This is a genomic window from Paenibacillus castaneae, assembly GCF_002884445.1.
Classification (GTDB): domain Bacteria; phylum Bacillota; class Bacilli; order Paenibacillales; family Paenibacillaceae; genus Pristimantibacillus; species Pristimantibacillus castaneae.
Genome location: NZ_KZ614144.1, coordinates 1,213,609 through 1,227,349, shown reverse-complemented (window position 1 = coordinate 1,227,349; position 13,741 = coordinate 1,213,609). Strand labels below are relative to the sequence as shown.

Here is a 13,741-nt window from a genome sequence, read left to right as displayed (position 1 = left end):
GATAGTAATAAGCAGAGAGGGGTACTTCTATTTGAGTGCGCATAATTACATACCGAAAGAGCCTTTACATATCGAATGCAATATCGAGAAAACATTGGATGTTATTGGTGGGAAATGGGCATTTCTAGTACTAAGGGAGCTGTTTGGCGGCACCAAAAGATTTGGAGAAATACAGCGGCTAATTCCTGCTGTAAGTCCCCGCGCGCTAACAAGTACGCTCCGTCATCTTGAGGATAAAGGCGTGCTTGAACGTAAAGTATTTCCTACTGTTCCGGTAACCGTCGAATATACACTTACACCTAAGGGCGAGGATTTGCATCATATTTTAAAAGAAATGAAGCTTTGGTCGGCGAGATGGACCTAGCTTATTTATGCGGAATGCGGTTTTCTAGCCATGCATTATAGCCCGCTTGAAATCGATCACGCGCTGTTTGATAAATACGACGATCGCTTTCATTTCGTGACAATCGTTCCAGGCGGACAAGCTCCGCCTCAAATTGCTCGAGCAGCATAGAGACCCGATCTCCCGGCTTCGTTTGATTGCCGCTTGTTTGTAATCCCTCAATTCCCGTTTGCAGCTGCAGTTCTCCATTGCTGTCTATTTGTGCAAAAAAAACGTCTTCCTCTTTCAATTTATTTTTCTTCAGCTCATGCAGGAGCCAATTTCGATCATAACCCGCCTCATGGAGAACATCTTCTAGAATATTACCGTCTATCACGACGGTCTTAGCTTCCCGTCCAGGGGCAATTTTCCACCCAAGCAGTTCAGGCGTGATCGGCTGATATTCCTTTTTCAGCAGAACATTGACCTCACCGCTTTGCTCCATGACGGCAAACTCAACATCAGCTACGCGATAGACATCCTTCTTGCGCAGCTGCTCTAACATTTCGTCCATCGTCAACCGTTCCTTAAGCAAGTTTTTTTTAATTAATTGTCCATTTTTAATTAACACGGTTCCTTTGCCATCCACAATATCTCTCATTTTTTTGCTTTTTACTGTTGCAAACTCCATCCCAACAGATACACCAACCCACACTATTAATGAGACAATTCCTAAGTACCATAGATTATCGAGCTCTAGTGAAATATAAGCAGCAATATTACCAATAGTTATGCCCGTTATGTATTCAAACAAAGAGAGCTGTGAAATTTGACGTTTGCCTAGTACTTTCGTAAGCGCAAATAATATGACCATTGCTGCCATTGTTCGAACAATAATTTCAATCCAATCCGGCATTTACATCCCCCTTATCCCGATTCGCGGATATTTCCAATACCTATATTGTCCAAAAGACAAAAAAACATTCACATTTCAAATTGATGTTGCTTTTTCAATTATTTTATAGTATAGTAATAAGTAATGTACAATATTTAACCCCAGAGTATCCCCAGCAAGATTCAATGTAACCCTCTGATTTTGATTTCTTTTCTGTTAATTCCAAATCATGTTTCGTGCTGTATTTCTGATTCACACTGGCGCGGTCATCGGAGCCGCGAGGACGGAAGAGAGGTAGGGCTTTCGTTGTTTTAGGATGCAAGTCTTTTGTCAACTTGATACACATGCAGTTTGCTGTTAACAAGGGGATCCCACACGGCCCTTCAATAAGAAGAGGCTCGGTTAAATATATGATACAAATAAGGGCTGTCCGGCTAGCGCATTTATGCGCTCTGCCGGACAGCCCTATCCAATTTTCAAGCCTTATTATTTAGTTAGCACTGGCGTAATGCCAGCGTTTAGCTTGCGATATATTTCTACAGGAAGCTTCGGCTCACGATCAAAGGTTAGCAGGCCGTTCTTCTCCTGCTCGACATCTGTCAGCTGTGTGTAGCAGTAGCCCTGCAGTCCACCTGCTATAATAACGGGGCGCATCACCGCAATTAAACGATTCAAAAAGTCCTGATCGTTTTGCGCAGAAGAATAACCCCAGCCTTCCGCATTATCCCGAATATAGGAAATTCCGCCAAACTCCGACAACTGTACCGGCTCACCATTATAAGAGAAGCCTGGCACAATAATCTTTCTTCCTTGAGGATCGCTCTTAATTGACAGCTCTGGTGTAGCATACCGAAGCGCCAAAATTTCTTCTCGGCTCTCATAGTCATGAATGGTATAAATATCAGATTTCACATGCTCCCAGCCATCGTTTGAGATGACAGGTCTTGTCTCGTCGAGAGATTTAGTTAAATAATAAAGTGTCGAGGCATGGTACTGCTGCTTTTTGTCTATTAATATATTTGGCGTTCCCCAGCTTTCATTAAGCGGAACCCATACAACGATACAAGGATGATTGTAGTCGCGATGTACAGCCTCTTGCCATTCATTCATGATACGAGATACGTATTGCTCCGAGTATTGATAAGCATTCGCCATTTCGCCCCAAACAAGCAGACCAAGCTGATCACACCAATACAGATACCGCGGATCTTCAACCTTCTGATGCTTCCTCGCGCCATTAAATCCCATCTGCTTCGCTAATTCAACGTCCATGCGCAGCATTTCATCGCTTGGAGCTGTGAGCACACCGCCAGGAAAATAACCTTGATCCAAAATTAACTTCATATAATAAGGACGATTATTTAAACAAATAACACCATCCTCAATTGAGATCTTCCTCATGCCGAAATAGCTTTTCACCCGATCAAGTTCTCGTTCGCCTTCAAGCAGCGTAAATTCTACATCATATAAGTTCGGTTTCTCTGGCGACCACCAGCGCCCGAGACCATGATCGTTGAAGTCATGAAGCTTAATCGACACTTCCTCTTCCTGCGCCATAACCCGGATAACATCCTCAGCTATTAATTCGCCTTCAAAAGATATTTTAATGCCGAGTCGCAACCCTGCGTGTAATTCTGATCCTTCTATTACACTGCGAATATGGATTTTGTTCGAATCAATATCCGGCGTTAACCTAACGCTGCTCACATGGGCGGCATTTACGGCTTCGATCCAAACCGTCTGCCAAATGCCAGTCGTCCGCGTATAGAAGACCTGCTCCGAATTCTCTTTCCAATACTGCTTTCCTCTAGGAAGCGTGACGTCTTTGCTATAATCTTGAGCGCGCACAACTATACGATTTGCACCTGATGCATTCAAAACAGCAGTAATGTCGGCATGAAATGGCGTATGACCGCCTTCATGGCTTGCTACTAAATGTCCGTTTACCCATACTTTCGCTTCGTAATCCACTGCACCGAAATGGATAAGGATTCGCTTGCCTGCATATTCAGAAGGAAGCTCGATATTTTTGCTATACCAAACGATATCATGGAACGACTTCTCATTAATGCCGCTCAGCTCACTTTGATAGCAGAACGGCACTTGAATTTTGCGATCAAATTGCTTTCCCTCAAACCATTTATTATCACTGCCCACATTCGAATCGTCATAAGTGAATTCCCATTCTCCATTTAGATTAAGCCAGGATGATCGTTCAAACTGTGGTCTTGGATATTCATTTCGTAACGGATAAATCATATTCCCACTCCAGTCCTATTGCTTATGCTTTGTATTATTTTTTTAGCGGCTTTACTGTCAAATCACTGAAGGACACCGCAGATCGTTCCGAACGAATGCCTATCTTTCCATGCAAAAATGGATTAGGATCGGTGTAATTAATGAGGGGTTTTGCACCATCCCCTAGATAAACTTGAATATTACCGCCTTTTGCGACAATTCTAATCGAATACTTTCGTCCAGTTTCCAACTGTGCAGTTTCACTGGACACCAGCATTAAGTCATAATTCATTCGATTCAAGGTCAGCTCTGAAGAAGAAATGCCGATGTAATAGCCCATCGCCGCATCCCTCACTTGAGCAGGATGGTAAGATTCATTTGACTCTCGAATAAATACGCCTCCGCTATCAGACTCTGCACCCAACTGAACGTCAACCGATAATTCATACTCATCCCAATTGTCATTTCCAGCGAATATCATGTCATCATCAGAACCGCTGCCCGTATATGTGCCATCTGCCTGTTCAAATAATCCAATGGCTGTTTGAACGGACAATTGATCAATTGGCTGCTGTTTATCCAACATATCGACAGCGAACAGCTCGAATGATTGAAGTTCAACCACTCCACTTTTCAGCTGCACCTTAAGCTCATGAAAACCTGCCGAAATATCCATTGTTCCTATACGAAGCTTAGCCGTGTCCTCTATAAAAGCTGGATCATCAGCTTTGATCTTCGTCTTCACCGCTTCTCCACCGTCTATGGACCACTCTATCACTACATCCTTATTGGGCTTCTGAAGCGTCAGGCCTATTCCATATTTCGAAGTATCCTTCACATTGAGCTTGTATTTCAACCAGTCACCACTCTGCTGCAAGCTTACCGAATAGCTACCATCATCCAGCTTGTGAATAGGTACACCGTCCGATTTCCGGAAGCCGCTTGACTCCGAATGCTTCTGTTTCATATGAAAGCCTCGCTCAGCTTCCTTTAAATAATGAACAGCTTCAATAGATCCAGGTACAGGCTTATACGCCTCAAAATCACTGCTTCCGTCGGCTTCATTCGTGAAAGCGGTAAATTCATAGATCGGTTTCGAATCAACGGCGATATAACCAATTTTGCCGCCAGCAGGTGCAGATGCAGACTCCTCCAGCTTCTTCATTCCGTCGAAGAAGACGAGCACACTGTCTTCACGTTGTTCAACACGAATCGTGTGCAGCTTCGTGTAGTCGAACTCTTTCGGAAGCTCTGCTTGCGCGACCTGCTGCTCCGTTCCATTTCTCATCGTCACATATTGGAGCTCATGCTTGGATGGCAGCAGCTTGACAGCCGCATAATTAGCTTCATCTACATAGGAGAATAAAGCTGCAATCGCGCTATTGCCCGCCGCTGCGTCCGTATCATTCAAACGGAAATTATATTCCGCAATAAATATTCCATCTGTGGTTCCTTTGCTAAGTACTTTTTCTCCATCAGCTGACTCTGTTTTCTCCCACTGATCGGATAAGCTGTCCTCCGATAGCCAGCCATACACGGTAGGCATCGCAGGCGCCGGCTGCTTATGATCATTCGTCGGGCCAAATACGACCAGCTTATCGCCGTTATAAGCAAGGCGGTCAATGTTCAGTTCACGAACAGGCGGTCCTTCAGCGGAATGTCCAATCAAATTATGGTAAGTAATATAATAAGAGTCCATATCCGGGCCCAGCACAGTCGCACTGTGGCCAAGTCCTTTAAATTCATCCTTCACATTAATAATAATGGGATTGTTTGAAGGGATTGTGTAATCACCGAATGGGCTATTCTTTGAAACCGCATAGTTAACACGATAGCCGTTGCTAAAAACGTGATTGCCCGTATAAGTCATATAGTACAAGCCATTTCGCTTCCAAATCATGGACCCTTCTGTCCAATGTCCAAGAAATGCGTTCGTTGTTATGCCAATATCAATCGTAAACGGATCAGGCATTTCATGAGCAACAATGCCTTGCGTTCCTGCATTCGTGAAATACCATTTGCCATTGTCATCAATAAAAACAGAACCATCAATGGAATTTCCTAGATTGTCTGTTTTGACAACGAACGGACCGGTTGGACTGTCACTTTGCAGTACATAATGGCCTTGGCCCGCAGGCGATGTATACAAATAGAAGCTGCCATTCCAGTAAACGACTTCCGGTGCATATGCTCCAGTTGTTATGGGATCTTCAGTTACCAGACCTTCATAGCTCCAATCTACTAAGTTCTTGGAGCTCCAAGCTTTAATGCCTGGTCTCCAATCTTTGGTGCTGCAGTATAAATAAAACTTGCCGTTGTATCGCATGATGAAAGGATCTCCAATACCATAATCCTCCCACTCTTGATCGAGCTTAAACGAGTTCGTATACAATTTAGAATCCTCCTCCAACAGGATGACTTCTTTCTCTTTTGGAATCGATTGACAACCGCTTAGTATGAGCATAATCGAAACGGCTAGGAAGACGACTGCCTTCGACAGCCTCGATTTTCCCAATATACATATTCTCATCCCATTAACCCTTTAAACCACTAATAGCCATTGATTCAATAAAATAGCGTTGGCAGAAAAAGAATACGAGAATAACCGGAATCATAGAAATGATGGATGCTGCCAAAATGACCGGATAGTTAGAGGAGCCCATGTACTGCGATTGCATAGAAGCAATGAGTACTTGAATCGTTTGCTTCTGAGGCGAGCTTAAATAAATAAGCGGCCCCATAAAGTCATTCCAAATATGCATGAAGGTTAGCGCTGCTTGAGCTGCAACCGCAGGCTTTGCAACCGGCAAAGCAATGGTCCAGAAAGTTCGGAAGAAACTGCTTCCGTCCAGCTTGGCTGCTTCCACTAACTCATTCGGGAGACCGCCCGCCAAGTATTGGCGCAGGAAGAAAATAACGACGATATTTCCGAACAAACCCGGCACAATGAGCGGCAGAAGCGTATCTGTCCAATTAATATGCGAGAAGCCAATGAACTGGGGTATCATTACTACCGAAAAAGGAATCATCATTGTTCCAAGCAAGGATAGAAAAATAGCATCTTTAAACGGGAATTCAATTTTTGCAAAAGCATATGCTGCCATGGTTGATACGAACAACCCAATGACGAGAACGAATACGACGATAATCATACTGTTCATAAATCCGCTAAGCAAAGGCGAATCATTCCAAGCTGTAATATAGTTCTTGAAAGTTGCAGGGTCTGGAATCCACTTAGGCGGAATTTCGAAAACGTTGCGTTGATCTTTTAATGAAGTGGATATCGTCCAGACAAACGGCGCCAGCATAAGAATGGAGCCGACACAAAGGATTAATGCCACCCAAAGGTTTGTTAGTCGTTTCTGTTGCATGTTGATTCAAACTCCCCTCACAAACTGTAACGGTAAAGTACTAATCGTTATAAACCCATTTTTTTGACAAGCGGAACTGAAGGAGTGTAACAATGAAAATAATAAGGCCAAGAACCCAAGCAATCGCACTGGCATAGCCCATATTAAAGTACTTGAATGCATTCTCGAAAATATAAAATACAACTGTTGCTGCGCTGTACTGGGGACCACCATCGCCTGCTAGCACATAAATCTGGCTAAAGGACTGGAATGCTCCGATAACGCCCATAACAATGACGAAGAAATGAATATTCGTCAGTAGCGGAATCGTAATTAGCCTCAGTTTTTGGAACGCACTCGCGCCATCCACTTCTGCCGCTTCGTAATACGTGGTAGAAATAGATTGAAGTCCGGCTAAGTAAAGCACCATTGTACCGCCAACGCCTCCCCATACTCCTATCAAAATCATGGAAGGTTTAATCCAACTCGCGTTTCCGAGCCAGTTAGGCCCTTGAATGCCAAACCAACTCCACATCGTTTGATTAAGTAGACCGTAATCTTGATTCAGAATCCATTGCCATAGCAATGATACTGCGATGATCGGTGAAATGACTGGCAAGTAATAAATCGTCCTAAGAAATGAGATCCCTTTGATCGGGCGATTCATCATAATAGCAAGCAATAGCGCAACAATCATTCCAATCGGGATGCCAAGCATCATAAAAACGGTGTTATACAAAGATTTATAAAACTTCTCATCATGGAATACTTCAACATAGTTCTCTAAACCAATATATTTGGGCGGCGTAACCAAGTCCCATGACGTGAAGCTTAACCAAACCGAGTAAATAAGCGGTGCCACTCCAAAAATAAGAAAGCCAAGCACAGGCGCAGCCACAAACAGATAGGCCCATGCATATTCTTTGCGGATATAACTAGGTTTTCTTTTTTTCATGCATACACATCCTCGCACTAACTATTCGTGTTCATTTAATAGATAATATTGAATTTAATCCATTTCGTATCCTTCGAGCCGTACTTCACTGGCGGGTGTCCATAATCCTCAATAATAACCCTCTTTTTATTACGTTTGACGCCCTCCCTTTTTCTATTTATTACGTATAAACTGTAAGCGCTTCACTCAATGAACTTATTATAAATTATATTGTTATATGTTTATATACTGAATATAATATAAAAAATACCTTTGTGCCTTAGAACGGCACAAAGGTATTGTCGTATAGTTTACATTTCACAAAATTTCACTGGAACAACGATACGCTGCGGTTCGTACTCGCCTTGTAATTGTGCATGAAGCAATTCAACCGTAAGTCTGCAAATTTCATCTTCATTTTGCTGCAAATAGGATACATCCTGGAAATCAGGCCGGTCAAAGCAAACGAGCTTAATATCATCAGGAACTGATTTCTTCAATCGTTTAGCTGCGTAATACGTATAGTTGGTCAATTCCACATTGACTACGAATGCAGCTGAAATCGCTGGACGCTCACTCATAAAGGATTCAATAATATGCTGAGCGTTGCCACTAGATATATCCTCAATTTTCAGTATGCACCACAAATCCTTATCAATCGGAAGCTTCTTCGTTAAATAGGCTTTCTCAAATCCGATTAGTCTTTCCTCTGTTGCCGTATTCGTAATTTCGGGAGTAATAAGCGCAATATGCTCATGGCCGTTGTCGAGAAGATGAGTAATCGCCTCTTCAGTACCGTTCACATTATCTGAGCTAACACTATACGTGCGGATTTCCTTCAAAAAACGATCAATGAGCACATGCGGAAACCTATCGAGCGACAGTCGCAAAATACTATCGTTATAGCGTTCCTCCTCCGTTGGAAACACAATTAATCCGCGCACATTGGATGCGACCATGGATTCTATGGCTGCACTCTCTTCTATTTGCGACTCTCTCGTAACTCGAACCTGCAGACTGTAACCGCTCGCAGTTACGTACTTTTCAATAGAATCAAGAATTTTCTGATCAACCTTCGTTTTCATACAAGGCAAAATGAGACCAATAACATCTCTTGCGTTGCTTCGATTATCAAATTCCCCAGCCGATTCGCCTTCCTGCTTTACAAACGTGCCTTTACCTTGCACTCGGACGAGCACCCCTTCATCCGCTAAGCCAATCAGTGCATTCTTGCTTGTGATTTGGCTGACTCTGTATTGATCCGCAAGCTCTTTCTCGGAAGGAACACGATCACCGGGACGTAATTTTCCAGTTTTAATCTGCCCTAAAATATCAATTTGGATTTGTTTATATAAAGGAAAATTTTTCATGCCAGCTCCCTCTCCATATATTAATATATTAAGTATACTAAATAAAATTATATCTGTCTTTATTAATTTAATCCTATACACTTAAAAAACGATGTCTTAAGGTAATAACCTTAAAACATCGTTTTGTCTTTTTTCTATTCGGTTTATTTATTGCCCTTGTCATATAATTCTTGCAGCTTCGGCTGTAATTCTTTTGCCCATTCCGCTGCAGTCATCTTGCCATCCCATACTTGGCCGGCCTCTTGCCGGAACGTATCAAGCCATTTCGTATCCTTCGAACCGAAGTCCACTGTCGGATGTCCATAATCCTCAATAATATCTAGAAACACTTGACGATTAGCAGGCGCTTTGTCATAAGACACAAACTCGCCCTTCGCCATATCAATCAAGTTAGGCACTGCTTGGCCCAGCTCATAGTTTTGCTTCTGTCCTTCTACATCAAGTGCAAGGAATGCAGCTAAGTTAAACGCTTCCTGTGCATGCTTGGATTTGCTGGACACGGAATATCCCATCGATCCAACCCACGTTCCTGCTTTGCCTGTCGCAGGATTCACCGGCCATGCTGCGATATCCCATTCAAACGGCAGATCCCAGAAAGCAGGTTGATCCCAAGGTCCCATCGGGAACATGCCTACTTTGCCCGCTACAAATCGCGAATAAGAATTCATTGCTTTCTCGTCCTCAGGCGATGGCGATACTTTGTGCTTCAGGCGCAGGTCTGCTACCCATTGCATCGCATTTGTAAATTCAGGCGTATCGATTGTAATCGTACCTGTGCTGTAGTCGATGAAGTCTCCGCCGCTTGCCCATACCGCTCCATCAAGATTAAAGTTCGCTCCGCCGTAAATGTCGATCTTTCCATCGCCATTCTCATCCTTCGTCAGCTTCTTCGCTGCATCAAGCCAGTTATCCCACGTCCATTTGCCAACCTCTGCTGGCGGCAATTCTACGCCGGCTTCCTCAAACATTGTTTTGTTGTAGGCCATTGCCCACGGGCCTACATCCTTCGGTAATCCATACAGATCGCCTTGGCCCAGCTGCTTGCCGTCATAACGGTAACGATCCAGCGCTTGTTTCCATACATTGCCCTCTTGGAACAGCTCTGTTGTTTCTAGAAACGGCTGCAGGTTTTGAATCGTGCCTGCTTCTGCATATTTGTAAAACTGGGGTCCCGATACGTAGAATACGTCCGGCGTTTTGCCTGATGCGATTAGCGTAGACAGCTTCTGGTTATACTCTGCTGGCGGCACGCTCGTGTATTCGACCTTTACGTTCGGATATTTCGTTTCGTAAGATTTAATCAGCTTCGTGAATATGTCTTTCTCCTGCGGACTGCCATGACCCATAAACGAAATTTTCACTTGCTCTTGCGGGGTGGTGGTTGCACCCGCATCCTCTTTATTCCCCACATTACCTTTTGTGGCAGAACCATTGCCATCTTTAGTCGATGAACATGCCGATAGCAGCATTCCGAAGCATAATAGAAGTACAAGTCCAAGCTTTACTGATAACCCTTTTTTCATTACGTTTGACGCCTCCCTTTTGTGTTAGTGCGTAAACTACTTTTCCTTTAAGCAAGAATCTTGAAAAGCGAAGGTCATTAAGCCAGATACTATAACAAGGCTGTTTGCACAACTCCTCTTTGCAAGCGCTTCCTCAATGAACTCATTCTAATTTATATTGTTATACTTTTAAATACTCTATTTAGTATAAAAAAGCAGTTTCTTATGTTGAACCCTTCTAAATTGACTGCATTCATATACTTTTTTGTCTGTTATCACAAGATTCAGCTATTTTCTGCTTCGATTCGCATCGATTCCCCATAATCCAGCAACCATATATACTAACTTTAATATATATTTAAATAATAATATATTTTACACTCTTTTTCGAAGCGCTTATAGACATGCTACGCCAATGGGGCAATATTGACCGGGTTGAGTTTATTCGAAATGATGCTACTAACGGAGTCGTTTCAGGCGGTATGTATGACTCGTGTATACTAACAGCGGAAAAAGCACTCGAGGTTGATGGTTGGGGAACTGCGAATCATTCAAATGTACAGATCGTGTAAGTTAATTCATTCATAAGAGCAGCAGGCCTTTTATAATTAAAATGGCCTGCTGCTTTTGGCTTAATAGGTTCGACTATTCCTCATAAATCATCTTTCGTGTCATGCCGCCGTCAATCGTAATATGCGTACCCGTCACAAAATCATTACTGGGGTCAGTTAAATAGAGACATGCCCGCGCGATATCTTCGGGTTTGCCTACCCTTCCCGATGGATGCTGATGATGATCTACAGGACGCAGCTTACTGTAATCGCCATTCTCGATCCAGCCAGGGCAGATCGCATTAACCGTAATTCGCTCTCCGCCTAGTGATACCGCCAGCGCATGTGTAAGTGAAAGAATCCCTCCCTTAGAAGCGGCATAAGCTTCCGAATTGGGCTCCGACATCATAGCCCTGGTAGACGAAATGTTCACTATCGCTCCACCACCACTTATTCGCATCAATTTCACAGCTTCACGCGAGCATAGAAATGTACCTCTCAAATTCGTGTTGATCACGCTGTCCCATTCATCAATTGTCAGCTCGAGCGGCGACTTCCAGATGCCAAAGCCAGCATTATTAATGACTATATCTAGACCTCCGAGCATGGTCTCAACATCTCGCATAAGCTGGACAACTTCTTCCGGCTTGCTTATATCGGTGACAAAGGATAAAGAATCATAGCCTTTGTCTTGCAATAGCTCCGCTGTCTCCTCCAGCCCATCCTCATTCTTATCGACAATGACAGGCAATGCTCCTGCTTCGGCATAAGCTTCAGCGATTACTCGTCCAATTCCGCCGCCTGCTCCCGTTATGAGAACTATTTTTTCAGCAAATGTAGGAATCACTTTTTATTCCTCCGTTCTTTTATTCCAGACTTGTTACCATTATACTATAGACACTTCAAATTACGGTTAAACTTGAATAGAGCCGTATTCATATTTATAATCTCAGCAAAGTAGGTCTTTATAGATGACAATAAACGAGCAACCCCTCTATCGTTTCAGCGAGGCTCCAATATGGGAACTGCAGCGTGCTTATTTCGATGAGCAGGGAATAAAGGCATGGCAGAATGAAATTGTTCCGCAGTACATTACCAACAATCCAACAATCGCAAACGCATATGCGGAAATTATTTTTGGATTTCTTCAAGATCGGGCAAGAAGTGAATCTACATCAGAGCCCGTTGCAATTGTTGAGCTGGGAGCTGGCTCTGGCCGACTCGCATTTCATATTTTGAAGGAGCTGTGCGGACTAATTGATTACGCAGGTTTGCAGCTCCCTCCTTTTCGCTATATTATGAGTGATTTAGCTTCCAAAAACATCGCCTATTGGCAGGAGCACAGCAGCTTGCGCCCATTTGTTCAGAAGGGCATTTTGGATTTCGCTGTATTTGATGCTGTACAGGATACGGAATTGCGCTTAACACAATCCGGCGATTGCATCCAGTATGGAGACTTGCAGCAGCCACTTCTGATTATAGCTAATTATTTTTTTGACAGTATCCCGCAAGAGCTTATTTATGTGGATGAAGGCAAGATTTATGAGTGCAGAGTTTCCATGCCGCTTCCAGATGATGCCTCCAATCTCAGCGCATCTGAGATTTTGAAGAAGCTGGAGCCCGAGTACCATTACCGCAGAGCAACCCAATACGAGCAGAATTCATATCCTTACCGTGATGTTATCGCGCTTTATCAACAAGAGCTTGAGGATTCGCACATTTTGTTTCCGGCCATTGGCCTGTCCTGCTTAGAGCGGCTTGGTCAGCTATCCAAAGAAGGCTTTCTTCTCCTAACAGGGGATAAGGGTGATCATCGGATAGAAAACTGGAAATTTGCTGAGCCGCCGCAGCTTATTCATCATGGCAGCTTCTCTTTAACTGCTAATTACCATGCGATTCAATCGGTTTTGGAGCAAAAAGGCGCTCTCGCCCTCTTCACAGGCCATCACTACAGAAACTTAAATGTAGGCTGTATTCTTATGCTTCTAGACCCGATGAGCTATGCTCATACACGATTAGCCTATCGCAGATTTGTAGATCACTTTGGTCCCGATGACTTTTTCAGCTTAAAAGAATGGTTCGATGAGCATTTGGATCAGATGAATCTATCACAAATCCTTTCCTTTTGGCGTATGAGCGGATTCGACGCTCAACTATTCCATCAAGGCGCAAAGCGGATTTCAGCTTTACTCCCATCTAGCGCTGATGAAGAAATGGAGGATATCCAGCTAGGCATTCAAACGATGTGGACAAGCTATTATCTGATGGGAGAGAAGCATGATTTAGCTTTAGACTGCGGCATGCTCTTGTATCAGATGGAGTTGTATGAGGATGCATTAGTTTTTTTCGAACGATCACTCAGTGAATGCGAGCCTGATGTTGCCTTATTATATAGTTTGGCCATTTGCTGCTACGAGCTTGGTCATGATTCCGCTTCTTTGGAATATGCGAACAAGATTATAATGATGGAGCCTAAGAATGAAGGAGCTTTAGAGCTAATTGCTCATTTAAGCTAGTGTTACCTCGGTAAACACACACCAATGGCTGTCTCATAAAAATGCCATACCACTTATGATGAC

Annotated in this window: 11 protein-coding genes; 3 read left to right on the top strand and 8 right to left on the bottom strand. The window is 43.4% G+C overall.

Features of this window, described 5'->3' with window-relative positions; genetic code table 11:
* Positions 1-31: 31 nt before the first annotated feature.
* Entirely contained in the window at positions 32-364 is a 333-nt protein-coding gene (locus CEF13_RS05160; RefSeq protein ID WP_102709731.1) for a winged helix-turn-helix transcriptional regulator, read from the top strand.
* Position 365: 1 nt separating this feature from the next.
* Here the strand turns inward: CEF13_RS05160 and CEF13_RS05155 are convergent, their stop codons facing one another.
* From CEF13_RS05155 to CEF13_RS05125, 7 genes are all read right to left on the bottom strand, one after another.
* Positions 366-1,238: a DUF421 domain-containing protein gene (locus CEF13_RS05155; RefSeq protein WP_102709730.1), complete on the bottom strand. Its 873-nt coding sequence runs from the start codon at positions 1,236-1,238 to the stop codon at positions 366-368.
* Between the two features lie 465 nt (positions 1,239-1,703).
* Complete coding sequence (locus CEF13_RS05150) at positions 1,704-3,476, bottom strand: glycoside hydrolase family 2 protein (RefSeq protein ID WP_102709729.1); 1,773 nt, start codon at positions 3,474-3,476, stop codon at positions 1,704-1,706.
* A 34-nt stretch (positions 3,477-3,510) separates the two neighbouring features.
* Positions 3,511-5,970, bottom strand: a complete 2,460-nt coding sequence (locus tag CEF13_RS05145) for a family 43 glycosylhydrolase (protein ID WP_166742942.1) — start codon at positions 5,968-5,970, stop codon at positions 3,511-3,513.
* Between the two features lie 19 nt (positions 5,971-5,989).
* Complete coding sequence (locus CEF13_RS05140; RefSeq protein ID WP_102709727.1) at positions 5,990-6,826, bottom strand: carbohydrate ABC transporter permease; 837 nt, start codon at positions 6,824-6,826, stop codon at positions 5,990-5,992.
* 40 nt (positions 6,827-6,866) lie between these two features.
* The gene (locus tag CEF13_RS05135) at positions 6,867-7,760 is read right to left on the bottom strand and encodes a carbohydrate ABC transporter permease (protein ID WP_102709726.1); all 894 of its coding nucleotides are present in this window, start codon (positions 7,758-7,760) and stop codon (positions 6,867-6,869) included.
* Between the two features lie 290 nt (positions 7,761-8,050).
* Positions 8,051-9,109 (bottom strand): GntR family transcriptional regulator, encoded by a 1,059-nt coding sequence (locus CEF13_RS05130; protein ID WP_102709725.1) that lies wholly within the window; start codon positions 9,107-9,109, stop codon positions 8,051-8,053.
* A gap of 143 nt (positions 9,110-9,252) precedes the next feature.
* On the bottom strand, positions 9,253-10,632 hold the full coding sequence (locus CEF13_RS05125) for an ABC transporter substrate-binding protein (protein ID WP_102709724.1): 1,380 nt from the start codon (positions 10,630-10,632) through the stop codon (positions 9,253-9,255).
* A gap of 383 nt (positions 10,633-11,015) precedes the next feature.
* Here CEF13_RS05125 and CEF13_RS28715 point away from each other — a divergent pair, with 383 nt between their 5' ends.
* Positions 11,016-11,183, top strand: coding sequence for a hypothetical protein (locus CEF13_RS28715; protein ID WP_166742943.1), 168 nt, complete (start codon positions 11,016-11,018; stop codon positions 11,181-11,183).
* 73 nt (positions 11,184-11,256) lie between these two features.
* On the opposite strand, the gene CEF13_RS05120 is transcribed toward CEF13_RS28715, so the two are convergent.
* A complete protein-coding gene (locus CEF13_RS05120) occupies positions 11,257-12,009 on the bottom strand; it encodes an SDR family NAD(P)-dependent oxidoreductase (protein WP_102709723.1) in 753 nt (250 codons plus the stop codon).
* A gap of 124 nt (positions 12,010-12,133) precedes the next feature.
* Between CEF13_RS05120 and CEF13_RS05115 the strand changes: the two genes are divergently transcribed.
* Entirely contained in the window at positions 12,134-13,678 is a 1,545-nt protein-coding gene (locus CEF13_RS05115) for an SAM-dependent methyltransferase (protein WP_102709722.1), read from the top strand.
* Positions 13,679-13,741 lie beyond the last annotated feature (63 nt).

Bases quoted from the DNA above. Each gene is read 5' to 3' on its own strand.
- CEF13_RS05140 (WP_102709727.1), bottom strand. From the start codon at position 6,826: ATGCAACAGAAACGACTAACAAACCTTTGGGTGGCATTAATCCTTTGT.
- CEF13_RS05150 (WP_102709729.1), bottom strand. From the start codon at position 3,476: ATGATTTATCCGTTACGAAATGAATATCCAAGACCACAGTTTGAACGA.
- CEF13_RS05115 (WP_102709722.1), top strand. From the start codon at position 12,134: ATGACAATAAACGAGCAACCCCTCTATCGTTTCAGCGAGGCTCCAATA.
- CEF13_RS05125 (WP_102709724.1), bottom strand. From the start codon at position 10,632: ATGAAAAAAGGGTTATCAGTAAAGCTTGGACTTGTACTTCTATTATGC.
- CEF13_RS28715 (WP_166742943.1), top strand. From the start codon at position 11,016: ATGCTACGCCAATGGGGCAATATTGACCGGGTTGAGTTTATTCGAAAT.
- CEF13_RS05130 (WP_102709725.1), bottom strand. From the start codon at position 9,109: ATGAAAAATTTTCCTTTATATAAACAAATCCAAATTGATATTTTAGGG.
- CEF13_RS05135 (WP_102709726.1), bottom strand. From the start codon at position 7,760: ATGAAAAAAAGAAAACCTAGTTATATCCGCAAAGAATATGCATGGGCC.
- CEF13_RS05155 (WP_102709730.1), bottom strand. From the start codon at position 1,238: ATGCCGGATTGGATTGAAATTATTGTTCGAACAATGGCAGCAATGGTC.